13 protein-coding genes are annotated in these 20,221 nt (G+C 65.7%); 4 read left to right on the top strand and 9 right to left on the bottom strand.

Annotated features, from left to right (window positions below; all coding sequences use genetic code 11):
• The first annotated feature begins 153 nt into the window (after positions 1-153).
• The gene (locus AC27VE_RS07220) at positions 154-6,327 is read left to right on the top strand and encodes an autotransporter outer membrane beta-barrel domain-containing protein (protein WP_488703431.1); all 6,174 of its coding nucleotides are present in this window, start codon (positions 154-156) and stop codon (positions 6,325-6,327) included.
• 23 nt (positions 6,328-6,350) lie between these two features.
• Here AC27VE_RS07220 and AC27VE_RS07215 read toward each other — a convergent pair whose 3' ends face one another.
• The 4 genes from AC27VE_RS07215 to AC27VE_RS07200 all read right to left on the bottom strand — a co-directional run bounded on the left by AC27VE_RS07215 (position 6,351) and on the right by AC27VE_RS07200 (position 11,332).
• A complete protein-coding gene (locus AC27VE_RS07215) occupies positions 6,351-7,871 on the bottom strand; it encodes a serine hydrolase (RefSeq protein WP_488703430.1) in 1,521 nt (506 codons plus the stop codon).
• 64 nt (positions 7,872-7,935) lie between these two features.
• Entirely contained in the window at positions 7,936-9,105 is a 1,170-nt protein-coding gene (locus AC27VE_RS07210; protein WP_488703429.1) for a hypothetical protein, read from the bottom strand.
• Positions 9,106-9,128: 23 nt separating this feature from the next.
• Positions 9,129-10,274, bottom strand: a complete 1,146-nt coding sequence (gene ampH / locus AC27VE_RS07205; RefSeq protein ID WP_427957432.1) for a D-alanyl-D-alanine-carboxypeptidase/endopeptidase AmpH — start codon at positions 10,272-10,274, stop codon at positions 9,129-9,131.
• Between the two features lie 140 nt (positions 10,275-10,414).
• Positions 10,415-11,332: a GAF domain-containing DNA-binding protein gene (locus AC27VE_RS07200; RefSeq protein WP_488703428.1), complete on the bottom strand. Its 918-nt coding sequence runs from the start codon at positions 11,330-11,332 to the stop codon at positions 10,415-10,417.
• 272 nt (positions 11,333-11,604) lie between these two features.
• Here AC27VE_RS07200 and AC27VE_RS07195 point away from each other — a divergent pair, with 272 nt between their 5' ends.
• Both AC27VE_RS07195 and AC27VE_RS07190 read left to right on the top strand, forming a co-directional pair.
• Positions 11,605-11,865 carry a helix-turn-helix transcriptional regulator gene (locus tag AC27VE_RS07195; protein WP_427957433.1) on the top strand — a complete coding sequence of 87 codons (261 nt, stop codon included), beginning with the start codon at positions 11,605-11,607 and terminating at the stop codon, positions 11,863-11,865.
• Positions 11,866-11,868: 3 nt separating this feature from the next.
• Complete coding sequence (locus AC27VE_RS07190) at positions 11,869-13,221, top strand: type II toxin-antitoxin system HipA family toxin (protein WP_488703427.1); 1,353 nt, start codon at positions 11,869-11,871, stop codon at positions 13,219-13,221.
• A 29-nt stretch (positions 13,222-13,250) separates the two neighbouring features.
• On the opposite strand, the gene AC27VE_RS07185 is transcribed toward AC27VE_RS07190, so the two are convergent.
• On the bottom strand, positions 13,251-13,700 hold the full coding sequence (locus tag AC27VE_RS07185) for a bleomycin resistance protein (RefSeq protein WP_427957436.1): 450 nt from the start codon (positions 13,698-13,700) through the stop codon (positions 13,251-13,253).
• Positions 13,701-13,726: 26 nt separating this feature from the next.
• Entirely contained in the window at positions 13,727-14,683 is a 957-nt protein-coding gene (locus tag AC27VE_RS07180; RefSeq protein WP_488703426.1) for an AraC family transcriptional regulator, read from the bottom strand.
• A 101-nt stretch (positions 14,684-14,784) separates the two neighbouring features.
• Here AC27VE_RS07180 and AC27VE_RS07175 point away from each other — a divergent pair, with 101 nt between their 5' ends.
• Positions 14,785-16,035 (top strand): MFS transporter, encoded by a 1,251-nt coding sequence (locus tag AC27VE_RS07175; protein WP_488703425.1) that lies wholly within the window; start codon positions 14,785-14,787, stop codon positions 16,033-16,035.
• A gap of 18 nt (positions 16,036-16,053) precedes the next feature.
• On the opposite strand, the gene AC27VE_RS07170 is transcribed toward AC27VE_RS07175, so the two are convergent.
• The 3 genes from AC27VE_RS07170 to AC27VE_RS07160 are packed head-to-tail and all read right to left on the bottom strand — an operon-like array spanning position 16,054 to position 20,216.
• On the bottom strand, positions 16,054-17,244 hold the full coding sequence (locus AC27VE_RS07170) for a pectate lyase family protein (RefSeq protein WP_488703424.1): 1,191 nt from the start codon (positions 17,242-17,244) through the stop codon (positions 16,054-16,056).
• 28 nt (positions 17,245-17,272) lie between these two features.
• Positions 17,273-19,174: a Vi polysaccharide transport protein VexE gene (locus tag AC27VE_RS07165; protein WP_488703423.1), complete on the bottom strand. Its 1,902-nt coding sequence runs from the start codon at positions 19,172-19,174 to the stop codon at positions 17,273-17,275.
• Entirely contained in the window at positions 19,167-20,216 is a 1,050-nt protein-coding gene (locus tag AC27VE_RS07160) for a KpsE/RkpR family capsule polysaccharide export protein (protein WP_006226729.1), read from the bottom strand. The genes AC27VE_RS07165 and AC27VE_RS07160 overlap by 8 nt, the downstream gene beginning before the upstream one ends.
• Positions 20,217-20,221 lie beyond the last annotated feature (5 nt).

Below are 20,221 nucleotides of genomic sequence, written 5' to 3'. Positions count from 1 at the left end.
TACCACCCGGTGCGGGGCAGGGGTCCAGCACGCGTGACAGGCGGCCGGCTGGCACTCGTCATACAGGATGGTTGATTCGTCATCTTGGCCTTGTCCGGCAAGCGCCGAACGGCGATTTTCTTATCTGCCCCGTTTTCACGTCGACGCGCCGCCATGACCTCGCTGCAAGATCTCCCGAAACCGGGCCGCCACGGCCTCCGGTTCCCCTGGCTTGCCGTCCTGTTGCAGGCCGGATTATCGACGCTGTATGTGTTCGGCCGGCCGGGCTACGCCCAGTCGGAGCCGCTGTTCTACGTCAACCGCGGCGCGGACGGCACCTGCTGCTCTAGCGGCGATCACCCGAACAACGGCCACGACGGCCAATGGGCCCCCTCGGACTTCGTCCACCAGGACAGCAACCAGCGCATCAACGCGACGGCGCCCGGCCAGACCGGCATCCTTATCGATGTCAGCGGCGGCCGTGGCGGCAACGGACGGGATTCCGACCCGAATCATTGGGGCGGCAACGGCGGTGGCGGGCGGATCATCGATTACACCCTGGCGACCAGTTCCGTCACCGCCACCGGCCGCGGCATCGACCTGTATTCGGCCGGCGGCAACGGCGGCCTGTGGGGCAATGCCGACGGGCCGAACGGCGGCTATGGCATCGGCGGCGACGGCCATCGCGCTGGCGTCACGCTGAACAACGCCACCGTCATCGGCACCGGCTTCGGCGTCGCCGTCCAATCCTGGGGCGGCGCGGGGTCCGACAGCGGGATCGTCGGCGGGTTCGGCGGCGCGGACAACGCCGGCCACGGCGGCAGCGCGGGCGACGCGTACGTGACCTTGCAGGGCAGCACATCGATCACCGCACGCGGGCCCGGGCCCGACGACGTCAGCGCGGCCGTCGGCCTGATCTCGTCGGGCGGCAGCGGTGGCACCGGCTCGCGCAGCGGCGACTTCGGCGGGCACGTCAATGCCGGACGGGGCGGGGACGCGTCGACCATCACGTTCGTGTCGTCGGCGGGGTCATCGGTCACCGGCCGGGGCGATGGCGTGTATGGCGTGATCGCCCGTTCCATCGGCGGCAATGCGTCGACTGCGAACGACGTCAATACGCAAGCCGCGGCGGGCGGCAACGCCGGCCAGGTCAACATCACCAACGGCGGCACCATCACCACGACCGGCAACCGCGGAATCGGCGTCTACGCGCTGACGCAAGGCGGCAATGGCGGCAACGGCGGTGACGGATCGTGGGCGGGCGGCCACAACGGCGCCGCGGGCGGCACGCCTGGCGCCATCACCATCACCAATACCGGAACGATCACAACGGGCGCGACCGGCACCGTCGGTGCAAAAGGCATCGTGGCCAGCGTGCTGGGCGGCGAGGGCGGGCCTGGCGGTGCCAGCGGCACCTTCGGCCCGGGCGGCAACGGCGGCGCAGGCGCTGTCGCCGGCCAGGCAATCACCATCGCCAACGCGGGGACCATCAGCACCTTCGGCAACGACGCCGCGGCTGTCGTCGCCAATAGCGCGGGCGGCGGCGGCGGGATGGCGTCGTCCAGCAACGGCATCATCGGCGTGGGCGGTGGCCATGGCGGGGCGGGCGGCGCAGGCGGCGGCGTGGCGATGACGAATACCGGTGACATCGACACGTCCGGCGACCACAGCGCCGCCGTGATCCTGCAGAGCATCGGCGGCGGCGGCGGCATTGGCGGTGACGCTAACGCCACCGGCGTCATCGCCACCGTCGCGATCGGCGGCACGGGCGGCGCGGCCGGCAACGGCGGCCTGATCCAGTTCTCGTCGCAAGGCAAGATCCTGACGCGCGCGGCCAATGCCGCCGGCGTCGTCCTCCAGAGCATCGGTGGCGGTGGCGGCAGCGGCGGGTCGGCCAATGCCGTGGGCGTAGGCGTCGGGCTGAACGTGACGGTGGCGACCGGCGGCCAGGGCGGCAATGGCGGTTCTGCGGGCACCGTGTCGTTCACGCAGGCAAGCCAGGGCGCCATCACGACGCTGGGCGCGCAGAGCAACGGCGTGCTGGCACAAAGCATCGGTGGTGGCGGCGGCAACGGCGGGGTGGCCAACTCCCGCGCCATCACGATCGCGCCGCAGGTGGGCGACAACCCCAGCGGCACCGTCACGCTGACGGTCTCCAACGGTGGCGCAGGGCAAGGAGCGGGCAACGGCGGCACGGTCGTCTTCGCCAACGATGGGACGATCAGCACAGCCGCCGCGCAGAGCAACGGCGTGGTGGCGCAAAGCATCGGCGGCAGCGGCGGCAACGGCGGCGGCGTCCTGGCGCCCGTCAAGACACCGACCATCGGCAACTCGCTGATCGACCTGCAGTTAAGCGTGCGGCATGGCGCCCAAGGCGGCAAGGGCGGCAATGGCGGCTGGGTGAATGCGGGCAATTCCGGCACCGGCACCCTCTCCACGCTGGGCACGGGCTCGGCCGGCATCGTGGCGCAGAGCATTGGCGGCGGCGGCGGCAACGGCGGCATCGTCCAGGCACAAGACGCCAATTCCTTCAACGACATCCTGGGTTCGCCCGCCAACCTGGCCGGCCTGCTGGACAAGGCGGCCAGTTGGCTGGAAAGCGGTCCGCAAGTGGCGTTCAGCAAAGCCGTCAGCCTGTCCGTGGGCGTGACGACCGGCGGCAATGGCGGCGACGGCGGGGCGGCAAACGCCTTCACCGTCCGCAATGACGGCGCCATTACGACGAAGGGCGATCATGCGCCCGGCATCCTTGCGCAGAGTATCGGCGGCGGCGGCGGCAACGCCGGCATGATCGATTCGGCCGGAGCATCCAGCCTGTTATCCAGTATCGACGCCCTGATCAAGGCCGCCGAATCGGGTGTGCAGAACGTCTTCACCGTTGCGCTCCCGCAAACCAATATCACCCACCAAACCGGCGGCAGCGGCGGCGTCGGCGGCTCGGGCGGCGGCACGGCGTCCAGCCCGAGCCTCGTCGTGAACACCGGAACGGTCGCCACGCAAGGCAAGGGTTCAGCGGGCATCGTGGCGCAGAGCATCGGCGGCGGCGGTGGCCGCAGCACGGCCAGCGGACAGGACCTGCAAGCGGTCGTCTCCGCCGCGGCTGGCGACACCAGCCCCGAGATCATCGACAAGATCACGCGCATCATCAATATCCTGGGCACCAAAGGCGGCTCCCTGCTGGGCTCCCTCATCAATGTGCGCAATGGCGGCCTGGACGGCGCGAACGGCGCGGGCGGCGTGGTCACGGTCGACGCCAGCGCCTCGAGCAGCCGGATCACGACGCAAGACGTCCAGGCGCCCGGCATCCTGGCCCAGAGCGTGGGCGGGGGTGGCGGCCTATCAGTCGTCGACCAGCCGCTTTTCCTGTCCAGCGCCACCACCGCGACGATTGCGTTGGGGGTGGCGGGCGACCAAGGCCAAGGCGCCCAGCTGAGCATGGGCGGCGCCGTCAACGTCGTCCATGGTGGCACGCTGGGCACCAACGCGGCGGGCTCCGCCGGGATCATCGCGCAAAGCATCGGCGGCGGCGGCGGCCTGGGCACGCTTTCCCTGCGCAATGCCAGCCAGGCCGTGATGACGCAGACCGCCACGCTGGCGATCACGCTTGGCAGCGAGCATCCGACGAACGGCTTCGGAGGATCGAACTTCTCGCTGGTGCCGGGCGGCGCCGTGAACGTCGCCAACAACACCGGCCGCATCGTGACCCAAGGGGCGTTCTCGCCGGGGATACTGGCGCAAAGCGTGGGCGGCGGCGGCGGGGTGGCCACGGTGTCGTCCAACGCGTCGCTCGGCAGCGTCGACATCCAGCTGGGCAGCATCGCGACCAATACCTTCGGCCCCACGCCTACCACGGTCACCGGCGATGGCGGCAACGTCACCGTCGCCAACACCGGGGGCAGCATCGCCACCTACGGTGCGCTGTCCTTCGGCGTGCTGGCGCAGAGCATCGGCGGCGGCGGCGGCCTGGTCACGATCGACAACGGCGTCACGCCTGTGGCAAACGCCGCGAACGTCACCTTCGGCGCAAACTCGCCGATGCGTGGCGCCGCCGGCACGGTCACCGTCACGCAAGACGTCGGCGGCAGCCTGTACACGGCTGGCACGAATTCGCACGGCATCGTGGCGCAAAGCGTGGGCGGCGGCGGCGGCATCGCGGGGTTGGCCACCCAGCCCGGTCTGACGACGCTAAAGCCTGTGGCGTCTTCCACCGAAGATGGCGACGGCAATACCGTCAACCTGAGCATCCAGGGCACTGTCGCAACGTCGGGTAATGGCGCCGCCGGCATCCTGGCGCAAAGCGTGGGTGGCGGCGGCGGCTTGGCCGGCGACCAGTCCTCGGCGCTTTACACGACCAGCCTCATCCAGAGCGCCGGACTCACTGGCGGCATCGGCGTCGGCAGTGCCGTCAACGTGACCATCGGCACAGGAGGCACCGTCCAGACCGCCGGCGCCAACGCACCCGCGATCCTGGCCATGAGCGTGGGCGGTGGCGGCGTCTTCAAGGATGGCACGCTGTACCAATACAGCACGCCCAACAACGCCGTGACGTACGGCGGCCCGGTAACCATCGATATCGGCCAGGCCGCGCACGTGATCACGACAGGCGCCAACTCGCCCGCCATCGTGGCCATCAGCAATGGCGCAAACGGCGGCGGCCGCCCGATTACGGTCAACGTGGGTCCGAGCGCGCTGCTCAGCGCCAACAGCACGTCCGGGACGGCCATTCTTGCCGTCGCCCCGTTGGCCAGCACCACCATCACCAATGCCGGCACCATCCAGGCCAAGACCGCAATCGACACCTCCGGCCAGACCACCGTCAACAACACGGGAACCGTGGCGGGCGATGTGGTGATGGGCAGCGGCAGCACGTTCAACAACCAGGCCGGCGCCAGCCTGTACAGCGGCGCGCGCTTCCAGGGCGACTTGAACAACGCCGGCATCCTGAACCCGGGCGGGCCGGGTACCTATACCGCGACACGCCTCACCGGCACGCTGAACAACACGGGCACCTACCGGCCAGACCTGGACTTTGGCGACCACAACAGCGATTTCATTTCCGTGTCGGGCGCATCGACCTTCGCAGGCACCGTCAAACCGGTATTGCGCAACCCCGTGAAGAACGTCTGGCTGGGCATCGGCCATTTCGATGCCCCGCAAACCAGCATCCCGGCCACCGCCAGCGACAGCCCGCTGTTCCAGTATGCGATCAAGAACAACGGCGCCGGCGCCTTGCGAGACCCGCTGATTTCCGTCGACGCCAATTTCACGCCGTCGGCGCTGCCGATCAGCGCAGACCGCATCAGCATCGCGAACTCGCTGCAAGGGCTGTGGAACCAGGGCAATAGAAGCACCGCGTCCCTGTTCGACAAATTCACCGGCATCCAGACGGCCCAACAATACCGCGACGCGCTGAACGGCGTCGCGCACGACGGGCAATTCGCCCGCGCCTCCAATCAGATGCATGCGTCGTACGCCTCGATGAACCGCATGATGAGCTGCCCGGGCTTTGTCGGCGAAAGCACGATCCTGCGCGAAGGCAATTGCGTATGGTCGCGCCTGGACACGAACTGGACGCAGCGCGAAGGCACCTCGAATGACCAGGGGTACCGCATCCGGCAGACGGCGCTGACCCTTGGCGCACAGCGCGAAGTCGCCACCAACTGGTTCCTGGGGGGATCGCTCAGCTATACCTACGGCAAGACCACGTCGTCCTCCGACCTGTCCGGCAACAGCGACACTTTTGCCGGCGGCTTGGCCCTGAAGTACAACAACGCGCCGTGGCAGATCGCGCTCGCCGTGCATGGCGGCGTCGAGAAAAGCAGAATGTCGCGCGGTACGCTGGACGGCGTCGCCAAGAGCAAGCCCGATTCGTCCTTTCTTGCGGCGCGGTGGCGCACTGCCTATGAATTCAGCCAGCCGTCCTGGTACCTGCGCCCGTACGTGGATGTGGACGTGAACCACATCCGCCAGGACGGCTATCGGGAACAAGGCCCCAGCGTATTCAACCTGAAGGTACGCGGCAACGACACGACGTCGCTCATGATCTCTCCCATGATCGAAATCGGCGGGCGCCATGACCTGGACAACGGCGCGACCTTGCGATCCTATGCGGCCGCCGGGATGAGTTTTTTGAGTGGCGGCGACGTGGTGACGACCATGCAGCTAAGCGGGTTCAACACGACGCCGTTCTCGTTGAAGTCCGGCATGCCGAAAACCTACGGCAACCTGTCGGCCGGCCTGGAATACGTCACGCCCAAGGGCATGGAACTGAAGACGGAATACGCGCTGCGCGGCAACGGGCAATACCGTGACCAGTCGCTGACGCTGCGCGCCGCCTACCGCTTTTGAGCGGACGGCAGGCGGGGCCGTGGCTACTTTCGGGTCCAGCGCCCCAAGCCGTTGTCGTCGTAGAACTTGATGTCGAAGCCGCTGGCCTTGCCCTGATCCGTCTTGAAGACGATGGACGCCAGCGAGTCGACCAGGTCCGCTTCGCCGGCCGGCGCGAAGGCGAAGGTATCGCCATCCCAGTGCTTGACCGGAAAACGCATGCCCTTGGGGCCCAGCACCAGGACCAGGCCGCCATCGGCTTGCTGGATGTCGGCGGTGCCGTAGTACGGGTTTTCGAAGCGGCCCACGTACGCCGTCAATGCCTCCGCCGGCGCAGGTTTGGCGGGCCTGGCCTGTGCGGAAAGATCCGCTTGCGGTTCGAAGAAGCCCTTCATCGCGCCGTTATAGGCCGCGAACCAGTCGCGCGTCGGCTTGCCGTACAACGCCGTGTCGATGAACGACGCCGCAACGGACTCGGCCGCACCCACGGGCGCGCCGTTCGTCAGCACCACGATGCCGATGCCGGCGGACGGCACGATCCTGAACGTCGTGCCCGTCCCCATCAGGAAGGCGCCCGAATGCCCCATGGACGGCCTCCCGCCCAACTCGGTGTTGACGTTGAAGCCATAGCCGTAAAAGCCGGAACGCGAATTCAGGTCGTGCGCCCGCGCGGAAAACGCCTGGGCGGTCAGCGCGGGCAGCAGGGCGCCGGCGGCGATCATCGGCTTGCCTTGATACTGGCCGTCGGCAAGCAGCAGCTTGATCCATTGCGCCATATCGACCACCGTCGATGACGCGCCGCCGGCGGGCGCCTGTTGATCGGCGTCGCGCTGCCCCAGCGACACGAACACGCCCTTCTGGTAGCCGTGCAGCACGGCGCGGTTGTCGTGCGCCATGAAATCGCTGAACCGATAGCTCGTCGCCGTCATCCCCAGCGGTTTGAACAGCAAGTCGTCGGCCAGTCCGTCCCAGGGGCGGCCCGCGGCGCGTGCCACGGCCTCGGCGCCGATCGTCGTGCTGAAGTTCGCGTAGTGATAGGACGTCCGGAAGGCGTCCAGCGGCAACACGCGCAGGCGGGCAATGACGTCGCTGCGCGTAAAGCCCAGGTCTTCAAGGTCGTCGCCGGCCGTGCCCGGCAAACCAGATCGATGCGCGAAGAAATCCCCGATGGTGGCGTGCTCCGACACATAGGCATTGCTCAGCCTGAAGTCCGGCAGATACCGCGCGACCGGGGCGTCCCAGGCCACGGTGCCTTTGGACACTTCAATCGCCGCCACCGTCGCCGACAGCGATTTGGAGATCGAAGCGATCTGGAATACGGTCTGCGCATCCACGGGCGCATCCTTGCCCGCCTCGCGCGTGCCGTAGCCTTGCGCCAGCACTGTCTTGCCGTCGATGACGACGGCGACGGCCAGGCCGGGCACCTGGCTGCGCTTCATGATGTCTTCGACGATGCGCGGCAGGTCTTCGACCGCGCGCTCCTTGCTGCCCTTCGGGATCGCGACGGCGTCGGCCGGCGGATTCGGCGCGCTTTCAATGGCCACCGGCTGCGACCACGCCGTCATGGATGCACCAAACGCCAGAACGCATGCGCCGGCAATAAGTGATGGTTTGCTTGTCATGGTTCCCTCAGAATCCCGCTTGATAAGCGATGCGAAAAACACCCTGGTTGATGCGTGTGGTCTGGTCGCGCTGATGCGTCAACCCCGCCTGCACGATGAAGCCGATCGGCGTCACGTAGGTGACTGCGCCTGAAAGCGCCCAATCCACGTCATCCTTGAGTCCGAACTGCGCCAGCTTCTGTTCGCTGCCCGATAGCTTGCGCACGGCGGCGGTCGCAGTCAGCTGCCAGCGGTCGCGCGAGAACGACAGCGACGTCACGCCATTGCCGTTGGACACCGGCGCGCCCCGGAAGGCGCTGGAAAACGTCGCTTCGTTGAACCAGCCGAGGTTCCACGAATTGCCCAGGGGCGCGTCGTAGCGCAGCCGCGCAGACACCGTGTTGGCGCTTTCGCCCTGGTTCGGGTCGAGGTGCAGGCGGCCCGCATCCACCCCGCCCGACAAGCGCTCCAGCCCGGGCAGATCACGAAAATCGTATGACAGGATGAACGACTTCATCTGGTCGCTGAACGCGGGCGGCTGGTCCGGCCGGATGAAACCATCGTCCAGGCTCAGCCGGTGGTTCAAGCCGGTGTCGTCGCGCTTGAACAGCACTGCGGCGACCGAGTGCGTTCCCTGGCCTGCCGTATCGAAGGTATAGCGTCCGCCCACGCCGATCGATCCGCGGAACTCCGAGTTCTCGTTGAAGCCGCTATACAGGCCGTCGATGACGTGCCAGGCGTCGCCAAAGCCCAGGTCCATCTTCCCGCCATACAGCGCGTAGTTGTCGGCGGTGTAGGCGGCAAACAGGTTATCCAGGTCCGCGCCCAGGTCGGAAAACGCGTTGTCTTTCGTTTCGTTGGTCGTCGAGTTGAACGTCGCCTTCGTGCGGATCGAGAATTCCCGCGTTAGCTGCAAGACCAGCGCAGCTTCCGCCGTCGGCTGCACGCTGCTCCAATGGGAACGCGGAATCTGGCCGTTGTCGTCCTTGATCCCGAAGAAACCGGTGTACCCCGTCATCAGCAGAAAACGGCCGTTCAAACGGGGATACGAGTCTTGCCCGTCGCCCAATTCACTATAGGGCGTAAGGAAGATCTCCGTCTTGAAGATGTCCCTGGTCTCTTGCGCCGACGCGCCTTGCACGACGCATGCCGCCAAGACCGCGGCGCTGCAGAGCGATAGTCCGATACGCTTGCCCATGGCCGTCCACAAGCCTGACCCGATCACCGCGCCAGCTCGGCCGCCAGTTCGCGTACCTGGGAATGGATGTTGCCGAACATCGCGAAGTTCACGCGGCTGGCCACGACAAACACGCCCAGGTCACGGTTCGGCGACAACACGGCATAGCTCATAAAGCCGCCCAGGCCACCGCTCTTGCCCAGCAGCAGCGGCGAGCCGTTGCGCGGCAGCGTCACCACCCAGCCCAGTCCCATGCCGTCGGCGTCCGTCACTTCGGTGCCCACGACGGACTTCAGCCCGTCATACGGCAGCCACATCACATGGTCCAGCGCGAACGCCTCCTGCGCCTGCTTGGCGCCGTCCAGATGCCAACGCATCCAGCGCGCCATGTCCGAGGCTGTGGAATAGATGCCCGCGCTCGCGTACATCACGTCGGGCACCGTCGCGTTCGGGTCCGGCTTGCCGAACGGGTCCAGGCCCGTCATCAGCCGCTTCTTTTGCGCGTCGTTCAGCACATTGGTGGTATCGGCCAGGCCCGCAGGCTTGATGACCTCGTTGGCCAGCACCGTCGAATAGTCTGCTCCCCCCGCCTTCGCCAGCGCATCGCCCAGCAGGCCAAAGCCCAGGTTCGAATAGAGCGTGGTGGTGCCGGGCACGTAGGCCGGCTTGTTGCCGCCGATCCATTTCCAGTAATAGGCGCGATCGAAGGCGGCGAAAGGGTTGTCGGACGGCTTGGCGTCCGGGTCAGGCAATTCGCGCGGCAGGCCGGCCGAATGCGTGGCCAGGTCCAGCAGCGTGATCGGGCGGCCATTCGTCTCGACGCGGGCATTGTCGGGCGCGTATTTCGCCAGCGGATCGGTCAGCTTCAGCTTACCCTTGGCGGCCAGCGAGGCCAGCACGTCTGCGGCGAAGACCTTCGACACCGACGCGATCCTGAAGATGGAATTCGCGTCCGGTTCGACACCGTTGCCAGGCGCCGTCTCGCCATACCCCTGGATCACGACCTGGTCGCCGCGCACCACGGCGATGATCACGGCGGGTGCGCCCGAGTTCAGGTAAAGCTGCATGCCGGCCATGGACACGGCATCCTGCAGGGCCAGGTCGGTCGCCCGCGCCGGGGACGCGCCCAGCATGCAGGCAGCCGACAACGCCAGAAGGGTAAAGCGGGAAAAAAAGCGGGACGCCAGCATGCCGGTTCTCTCAGGGTGGCTCGCGGAACGGGGATTGCGCCGCATGCGAGATGATCCCAAGAACTTGACGAACGGTCGCGCTCGCCAGGACGAAACAACATGCCGGCATGACGAATGACATGACAGGGGGACCGCCGCCGTCAGATCCCCATGCGCTCGCGCAGCAGCTTGCGGTACGACCGCGACACCGGCCAGTTGCTGTCCACCGCGCGCATCCGGATCAGCCATTTGTCCACGCTGCGGCGGTCCACATCCATGACATGCAATGCGTTTGCAATGGCGGTCCGGTGCACGCGGAAGAACGTCTTCTCGGGCAGCAGGGTCGACCACATGCCCAGCGCGCGGGAGTCCAGCACCATCGACCCGTCCTCAAGCCAGATCTCGCTGTAGTTTCCCGCCGAGCGCACGCCCACGATCGCCTCGGGCTGCACGCCTCGCACCACGCCGCGCATGCTCAGATAGATGACCGCCGTCGACCGTTCATAGTGCGCCGTCCGGCTGTGGTCCCGGCTGTTTGCGTACTTGGCCTGGCCGATCAGGTTGGCGCATTGGAACAGGGCCTGGACCTCGTCGGGCGACCAGGTCCTGTGCTTGACGGTGGTGTCGAAACCGATGATCCCGTAGAGCTTCTTCTCATGGAAGATGGGCACGCTCAGCACGCTCTTGTTGCCCTGGCGCTGGAACTCCACCTGGATCGCCCGCGCGGTCCGCGGCAGGTCGTTCACGTCGTGGATGGCCACGGCCTGGCCTTTCATCATGAACCGGTGCAGCCAGGCGATCAGCGTGGTCGGCACGTCCTGAAGCTCGGCCACGAACGGCTGCGTCTGGCCGCGGCACCACTCATGGGTATTGCGCAGGCGCAGCAGGTCGGGCCGGTATTCGATCATCCAGGACCGGTCCACGTCCGAGGTCTCGCCCATGAACGCCAGCAACTCCGATATCGCATCATCGGCCGGGCATTTCAGCAGGCTCATCGCGCAGTGGTACACCCAGTCCGACGACGGACTGGGTTCAAGTACGGTTGCGTCGTGCGTCTTGTACTGACCAGCATCCTTCACGTGCAATTCCCCCGGCGGCCGGATCGAGCATCGTCCAGGCGCTGGCTGCGCCGCGCGCCAAGCGGGGATTTTCCTCCTGGTAACGGGGAATGACAAGAACGGACAGCAACCACTTTCGGGTCGAAATCCGAGAAATACCCCGCGGCTCACAATCAACAGGCTGTATTTTCAAAATACAGCTTATAGTTTGTATTTGCGAAATACAGCCTATATTGCGTATTTCAGTTTTACAAACTATTGTTTGTGAATCAGAACCACCGCGTGGAGCTCCCATGCCCGACTTCACTGTCCGTACCGCGCAGCAATTGCCCGGGCTGCTTCAGGCTTTCCGCAAGCAAGCGGGTTTGACCCAAGCTGCCGTCGCCTTGCGGCTTGGCGTCACCCAACAGACGCTCTCGGCGCTGGAGCGCAATGCCGAGAAAGTAAGCGCCGACAGGTTGCTGCGCCTGCTAGGCATATTGGGCGTTGAACTCGTCCTGCGCGCCGAGCACGAGACACCATCCGCGCCAGACTCATCTCGTCCGGATTGGTGACCCATGGGCCGACGCTCTCACTCGCGGGTCCTGGGTCTGTGGATGAATGGCCTGTTCGTGGGAACCTGGACCAATCATCCCCACAGCGGAGAAACCCTGCAGTACGACAACGAATGGGTCACCTCGCAACAGGGTCGACCGTTGTCGCTGTCGCTGCCGTTCAAACCCGGCAACCCCCCACATCGCGGCGATCCCGTTCGCACTTATTTTGAAAACCTGCTTCCAGACAGCACGATCATCCGGGAACGCGCTGCACGCCGCTACCGGATCGACTCGACCGAAGCCTTCGATTTGCTCACCGAAATGGGCCGCGATTGCGTGGGTGCGCTGCAGATCCTTCCCGATGGCGCGGCCCCCGGGGAGGTAACGTCGATACAGGCCACGCCGCTGACCGAGTCGGACGTCGCCCAGCTGTTGCGGGGCATCGTAGCGCCAGCAGCGCAAGATGGTCCCGGCGCCGACGACGACGCCTTTCGCATCTCGATCGCCGGGGCGCAGGAAAAGACTGCCTTGCTGTACTTCAATGGGCAATGGTGTCGGCCGCAAGGCGCAACCCCCACGTCGCACATTCTCAAGCTACCGATGGGCCTGGTCGGGAACATGAAACTCGATTTGCGCGAATCGGTCGAGAATGAATGGCTGTGTCTGGAAATCCTGGCAGCTTACGGACTCCCCGTCGCGCGCAGCGAGGCGCTGATATTCGACGACATCAAGGTGCTCGCGGTCGAACGGTTCGACCGTCGGTGGCGGCAGAACGCGGACGGCAAGCCGTATCTCGTGCGCTTGCCTCAGGAAGACATGTGCCAGGCCACCAGCACGCCGCCGCACCTGAAGTACGAAGCCGACGGCGGACCCGGCATGCAATCCATCATCGACCTGCTGGAGACCTCCCGCCGAGCAGAACAGGACCAGCGCGTGTTCTTTCAAGCTCAGGTCCTTTTCTGGATGCTGTGCGCCCCGGACGGCCACGCAAAGAACTTCAGCTTGTTCCTGAATCCCGGCGGCCGCTACGAACTCTCGCCGCTGTATGACGTGATTTCCGCATTCCCATTCTTGGGGGAAGGCCCCGGCAAGCTGTCGCCGTTCCGGGTCAGAATGGCGATGGCCGTGCGTTCAAAGAACGCGCATTGGCGTATGCGCGACATCCTGCGTCGGCACTGGGTGGCGATAGGCGAGCGATACGGGGTGGTCACACCCGATGGCCGAGAAGCGCGTTTTGTCATAGATGACCTTGTGGCACGCACGCCGGAAGTCGTACGCGCCGTTCGCGCCAAGCTGCCGCGGACGTTCCCGAAATCACTGGCCGACAGCATCCTGCAGGGGCTGCAGGCTTCGGCAGACAAGCTTGCCAGTTAGGGCTGCCGCGTTCAAAGGCGCTGTGGCCGCTACGCCCCCTCCGCCGCAAACCGCAGCAGATAGCCGTCCGGATCCTGCACCAGGAATTCCTTGCACGACGACCAGCCCGCACCGACCCGGTAGCGCTTTTCCTCGATAGGGCGAAAGAGCGGCCACTGGGCTTCGGTCAGCGCTTGCACGATGGGTTCCACGCGGTCCACCTGCATCTGGAAATTGATGCCGCGCCCGAAGGGGCGTTCAAGCGGGGCCGTGTCCCATTCATGGTTGAGTTCGCAGAGCATGATCTGAAGCGGACCGCGCTCCAGATACGCGAAGCCCGCCTCGCGCCGCGCATAGGCGATCTCGAAGCCGAGCAGCCCGCACCAGAAATCAAGGCTGGCTTCCAGACGGGTGACGTCCAGTTCCGGCACCATGGCCGCGAAGCCGCCCGTGGGAGCACGTCCTTCGGAAGATGCGCCGTTGCGTTCTTGTTGATCCATTTCGCATGTCCTGTTTTGTTGGCAGGTCACCGCAGCTGTCGACTTGCGCCAGGCGGCAGACCGGTAATGCGCTTGAAAGCGCGGCTGAAGGCCGCTTGGGACGTATAGCCCAGTTGCTGGGCCACGACTTCGATCGAAAGCCTGTCTTGGGTAAGCCACTGGCTGGCAAGGCGCATCCTCAGCTCCGTGGCGTATCGTAAGGGCGGCGTGCCGATCGTTGCCTGGAAGCGGTCCGCAAAGACGGACCGCGAGATATGGCATTCCTCTGCCAGCTCTGCCACCGTCCAATCGCGTCCTGGCTGCCGATGCAGCGCCAGGATGGCCCGGGCCAGCCGGGGGTCGCGCAAGGCGGCCACCAGACCCGAAGCATTGTCACAGCCACACTCGACCCAACCGCGCACGATCATGGCGGCCACCACTTCGGCCAGGCGGGCCAGAATGCCCGCGAACCCCACCCGCCCGGAGCAGATTTCCCCTTTCATGGAAGCCAGGATGGGCATCAGGCCGGGATAGCGCTCGCCGGCCGCATCCACCTGCATGACACCGGGCATCAGCTTGCCAAGACCCTGCATGCCGCCCAGGTCGAACTCCATGCAGCCGTAAAACAGGATGACGCTGGGAATGGGATGGGTGCTGGGACACGCATCCACGGCGCTGACCGCATCCCCAAGAGGCGCCGCCACGAAGCTGTCGATATCCTGGACCGGCACGTCCGGCCCGGATAACAGTTGATGCGCGCCACCTTGAGGAATGAACACGGCATTGCCCGCCGACAACTCGTGCAAGCTGCCGTCGGCGGTGCGTAGCACGGCGGTGCCGACCGCCAGGTAATGGAAATAGCCATGGCCGGGCTTGGCCTCGAAGCTCAGTCCGAAGGCCGGCCCGGCCTGGATACGGCGGTACTGGACGCCGCGCAGACGCATGCCGGTCAACAGTTCGCTGATGAGGTCCGAAGAAAGGGAAAAATTGTCCGACGTATCCATTCCAGGAGTTTCGATCAAATATTCAAGACGAACCATCATAGATCATCCTGACATTCAAACCTAGACTCTGGGCTGAGATTGTTTTTGTGGGAAGGAATGTGATGAGTAACTGTATCAGTGACCCCTTGGCCAATACCCCGCGGGGCCATGCGGGCGACGCCGCGCCGACCTCCGCGGCCTGGATGGCGGTGTTCTCGTTGGCGATGGGGGTGTTCGGCCTGTTGACGGCGGAGTACCTTCCGGCCAGCCTGCTGACACCGATGGCCGCCGCCCTGAGCGTGTCGGAAGCCTTAGCGGGACAGGCAGTGACCGTGACCGCCGTCGTGGCGTTGTTTGCCGGATTACTGGTGCCGGGGCTGACGCGGGGCATTGACCGGCGCGTGGTCCTGCTTGGCTTTTCCACGCTGATGATCGCCTCCAACCTGTTGGTCGCCTTGTCCTCCAGCATGTGGGTGCTGCTCACGATGCGGGTGCTGCTGGGCATCGCGCTGGGGGGATTCTGGAGCATGGCCGCTGCCGTCGCGATGCGGCTGGTGCCGCCCGCGCTGCTGCCACGCGCCCTGTCGATCATTTTCAGCGGCATCGCGGTAGGCACCGTGGTGGCCGTGCCCCTTGGCAGTTACCTGGGCGGGAGGTATGGCTGGCGCAGCGCTTTCGTCGCGGCAGCCGCAGTTGGACTGATTACGTTGGCCTTCCAGTGGTTCACGCTCCCGCGGATGGCGCCGCGCCAGCCGGCACGGCTTAGAACGGTTCTGGATGTACTGCTGCGCCCGGGAATCGCCATCGGAATGTTGGGGTGTGTGCTTGCCCATACCGGCCATTTCGCACTCTTCACCTACATCCGGCCGTTCCTGGAAAGCACAACGGGCGTCGGCACGGACGGCCTCGCGTTGATGTTGCTGGGTTTCGGTATCGCGAATTTCGCCGGCACGATGCTGGCCGGGTGGCTGATGCAGCGCAGCCTGCACATGACGTTGGCAGTAATGCCTGCGCTGGTGGGCGTGGCCGGGTTGGCCCTGGTGTTGATGCCGGCTTCGTTGGGGGGACAGGCGCTACTGGTGGCGTTCTGGGGCCTGGCCTTCGGCGGCGTGCCCGTGGCATGGTCGAACTGGGTGGCGCGCGCCGTGCCGGATCAAGCGGAAAGCGCGGGCGGAATGGTCGTGGCCTCGGTGCAATCCTCGATCGCAGCAGGTGCGGCTGCCGGCGGCGCCATGTTCAGCTTCAGTGGCATCGCGGGCGTATTCCTCGCTGGCGGCATCTTGATGCTGCTTGCTGCGCTACTGATCGCACTACGGGTCAGCGTCCGGCCCGCGCCGTCCGGGGCCGGGGCAAGCCCGGCACTGCATCTTTGAAGCCGACGCACCCGGCGCTCAGCAGCCCGACCCCACCCTTGTCGCAGGCAACGGCGTATCGCCCGCCGTGTTGCCGGCGAACTTGCGGATTTTCTCGGCCAGTTCCGGCGTGGCGCGCTCATAGCCGTAGCAATATGGCGGCGTCGGCGCCGCCTCGGGCCGGTAGTCCTGCAGTACCGGCTTCGCGTCGCCCAGGTACAGGTTGTCTTTCAAGCGCAAGAACGCCTTGTAGTCGCGCGTATAACCATGCTGCGCCTTCAGTTTTTCGTAGGCGCCGCGGTCGGATTCGCCGTTGTCCAATGCGCTGCGTTTGGACGCGACGGGAATGTAGCGGCAGTAATTCACGTTGATGCCTTCCACTGTGGGGAAGAACGCGGGCTCCACACATTTGCGCTGCGCATCGTTGCTGAAGATGTTCCCTTCGACAAACGCCTTGGCCTCCAGACTGAAGCTCATGCCATAGAAATCCCAATTCTCCAGCAGGTTGTTGAACAGGTGGAACGTGCCGAATTGACCTCTTGGGTTGCGCTGCACGGTGTTGAAGAAATAGTTGTGGTGCAGCGTCACGCGCGCGATCGAATCGCGGTCGTAGTTCTCGAACAGGTTTTTCGAGGTGATGTTGTTCAGCAGCATCACCTTGTTCGAGTTATGGAACTTCGTCCATGACACCGTGACGTCGGTCGAGCCGTTCTTCACATTGAGCAGGCGGTCGGACATGCGCGACAGATCAAGGTGGTCAACCCATACGTCGCTGCTGCCGTTGGCCACATTCACGGCCTGGGTCAGCCGCGTCAGGCGCCCGTCGATCGTCAGATGCGTCAGGATGACATTCTTGCTGCCATACACGCCCAGCCCGTCGTCGATCAACGTGACCTGCTTGCCGCGGCCGTCGATCGTGACGTTCGACGGCACACGCAATTGCGAGTTCAGCAGAATCGTCATGTCGGACGCAAAGCGGATCCACGTCGGCCCTTTCTTGGCTTGCTCCAGCGCGGCGCGCAGCGTTCCCGGACCCGTGTCCTGGTCGGACGTGACCTCGACAAACCGGCCTCCCAATCCGCCGGTGGCGCGAGCGCCGTAGCCCTCGCGCTGGGAAAGCAGCGACGCGATGGACGGGCAGTGTTCATCGGGGCTTGCGCACGTTTCATTCGCGGCCGCTGCGCCGCCATGCAATACGGTCAAGGCCAACAGCCAACGCAGCGGCTTCATTCCTGATTTCATCGGTGCATACTCCCTCTCACTGCGCGGACCGGTCCGCGGACTGCACGTGGCGCCAGATTCCCCCGCTCAGGCGCAGGTTCTCCGGCGGGCCGGCCAGGTGTTCGCGAAGCCGTTCGAAATACGCCTTCTGCCAGCGCAGCGAATAGGCCTCGGCGTCCTCGCCCGGCTCCACGGCAGGCAACATTTCCAGCGTGTACGTCACGTGGCCGTTTTCCCAGCGCGGCGCGTAGAACACCGAGGGCACGCGAAGGCGATGCGCCAGGTGCGACGCGAAACTGGAGTACGTGACTTCCTGCCCTTCGAAGGTCGTCCGCGGCGCAGCCGGATTCGCCGCGCCGTCGATCGCCAGACACAGCACGTAGCCCGATCCGATCGCACGCATGCACGCCTTGGCGACCTGCGCCTCGGTCTGGTCGGCCGTGGAGATCAAGGCCGCGGCATAACTGCTCTGGGCAATGCTGGGTGCCGTCGCAAGCCAGCGCGACGGAATGCCCAGCAACTCCAACGCCATGAGCCCGGCATACATGGGGCCGACGTGCGCGGTGGCCACCACCACGCCGCGGCCCGCCGCCAGCAGCGGCGCGAAAAAGCGCTCGCCCGTGTCCAGCTCGCCCAACACCTGCATGGCCTCTTCGACGCTGTCCTCGCGGCATTCGAGCCAATCGAACAAAAGATGGTCCACCAGATGACCCCAGCGCGCCCGGCGCTCCCATTGCGCGCGATCGGCATCGGGATCGCCACGCAGCGACCACGCCCAGTCCAGGCGCGCCTGCGGGATCGGGGCGGTATGCAGGCGCTGCTCCAGCTGGTCCAAGGCCTCCTGGAAGGTCTTAGGCAGCGCCATGCCGCGTTTGGCCACATACTGGTCAAACAGCGCTCCGGCCTCCTGCTTGCGGCCCGCCTGCGACAGCGCACCAATGGCCGCTCGCTGCCAAAGCAGCTTGTCTGGGGATTTCTCGACCAGCTTCATCATCTGGTCGGCGGCATCGTCGTACTGCAGCGTATAGCGCAGCGCGCGTGCATACAGGGCCCGCGTCTGCTCCAGCTCGGGCGCCAGGTCGATCGCCTGCGCAAGCGGCGCCACCGCTTCCTTGTATCGCCCGGCACGCAGCAAGGTCTCGCCATAGAGCGTCAGCAGCCTGACATCCGCCGGCGCCGCCTTCAGGCCCGCCTCGAAGTGCGCCAGCGCATGCACCTTGCGGTCGTCCTCGGAAGCACGCCGCAGGTGCGACATCCCCAGCGAGGCGCGCAATGCGGCGCTGTCATGGCCCGCGGCCAATGCCGCGTCGCCAAGCCGGATCGACGCCTCCACCCTGCCGTCCTCAAGCAGGGCGCGCACGGCCATCGTCGCCGCGCGTTCGTTGGGCAGATTGTCCGGCTCCAGCGCCGCGGCAATGCCCGCTGCTTCGGCGGCATCGCCGTTGCGCACGAAGGCAAGCAACCAGAAGTAGGCTTCGCCTGGGTCGCGTTGCGCCAGGTCGACGGTCGCGCGGGCGACGTCGGCCGCCTCGGCCACGCGCCCGGCCTGCACGCGCAATTGAATCCTTGCGGCATGCAGCGCTGCAGCGTCGGGCTCGATGCGGGCTGCGGCGTCCGCCTCGGCGATGGCGCGGTCCCACTGTTCCGTGCGCCCCAACAGGCTCGCCAGCATGCGGCGATCATCGGCGCGCAAGGGGTAGGCGGACGCCAGGACTTCAAGCGCGGCGATCGCCGGCGCAAACCTGCCCTCTCGCACGAAGGGAGACACCAGTAAACGCCGAACGTCGCGCCAGCCGTCGCCGACCTGCGCCAGCGCCTGCGCCAGCTGGGCCATGTGTTGTTCCGGGTCGGCCGCGGAATGAATGTCCTTGATGACCTCGCGCAGCCGGGCCGTGGCATCGGCCGCGGCACGACGGTTTTCGATCGCCGTATCAACCATGACGCAGCCCCCTCAACAATGCCATCCCGACCCGCGAGATGAACATCAGCACAAAGCCCAGTGCCAGTGCTTGCAGCAGCAGGATTCCCGTACGCGGGCTGCTCGGCCGGTCGGTCGGCACCGGTTGCGCAATGATGGACAAATACCGCTGCAACCGCAGCGCGTCCGTCACGGCCTGCTGGTACGTCTGTTGCGCCAACGTCAGGTTCGAATCCGCGAACGCCTGGGTGTTCCTCAGCGTCTCGTAGGACTTGAGCTGCTTCGCTTCGGTATTGCCGTCGCCGCTCAGGCGACGGCGCAATGACGCGATGCGCTTTTGCAGCGCCGCGACCTGCAGCTCAGCAGGTTTGAGCATGAAATGGTCTTTGTTGCCCAGCGCGCGGATCTTGTCCAGATTGATCTGCGCACTGCTGAGCTCGCCTTCAAGCTGGCTGGACAGGTTCAGCAGCATCGCCACCGTGGCGGACGGATCGATGTTGCCATGCGTGGTGCGCCACGCCGTCAGTGCCTCCCGGGCGGCAAACGCCTTCTGCTCGGCAAGCTTCACCGATTCCTCGCTGACCTTCAATTTGTCGGCGACGCCTTTTTCGTTCATCGAGCTGACGAAGTCCTCGGCCAGGCCGATCAGCGCCTTCGACAGGGTCGCGGCATCCGCAGGCGAGAACGCGCTGACGCGCAGCACGTCGATCTGCTCCAGCGCATTGAACGACACCTGCACCGACGCCTGATAGGCGCGATACAGATCATCTTCGCTCGAGTCTTCGGCAAGATGGCTGACCGGATCCATGCCCGCGCGGATCAGGTATTGGCGCAGGCCCACCTTCTTGTCCAGCTGCTGCATGGCGTCGCGCGACTTCAGGAAATCCGCAACCGCCCAACCGTCGACAAAGCCGCCCAGCATGCCGCCCATGTTGCCTGTGGTGAGCAAGCTTGCCGCGCCGCCTCCGCCGCCTTGCTGGCCGGACCCCGATTGCACGAAGAACCGCGACTCCGCCTCGTAGCGCGGCGTGGCGATGCAAAGCACGTAGATCAGTGCGAACACGACCG

Source organism: Achromobacter sp. 18P8.1.1 (genome assembly GCF_057799415.1).
Note: the sequence above shows the minus strand (reverse complement) of the source record. Positions and strands in the feature narration are given on the sequence as shown.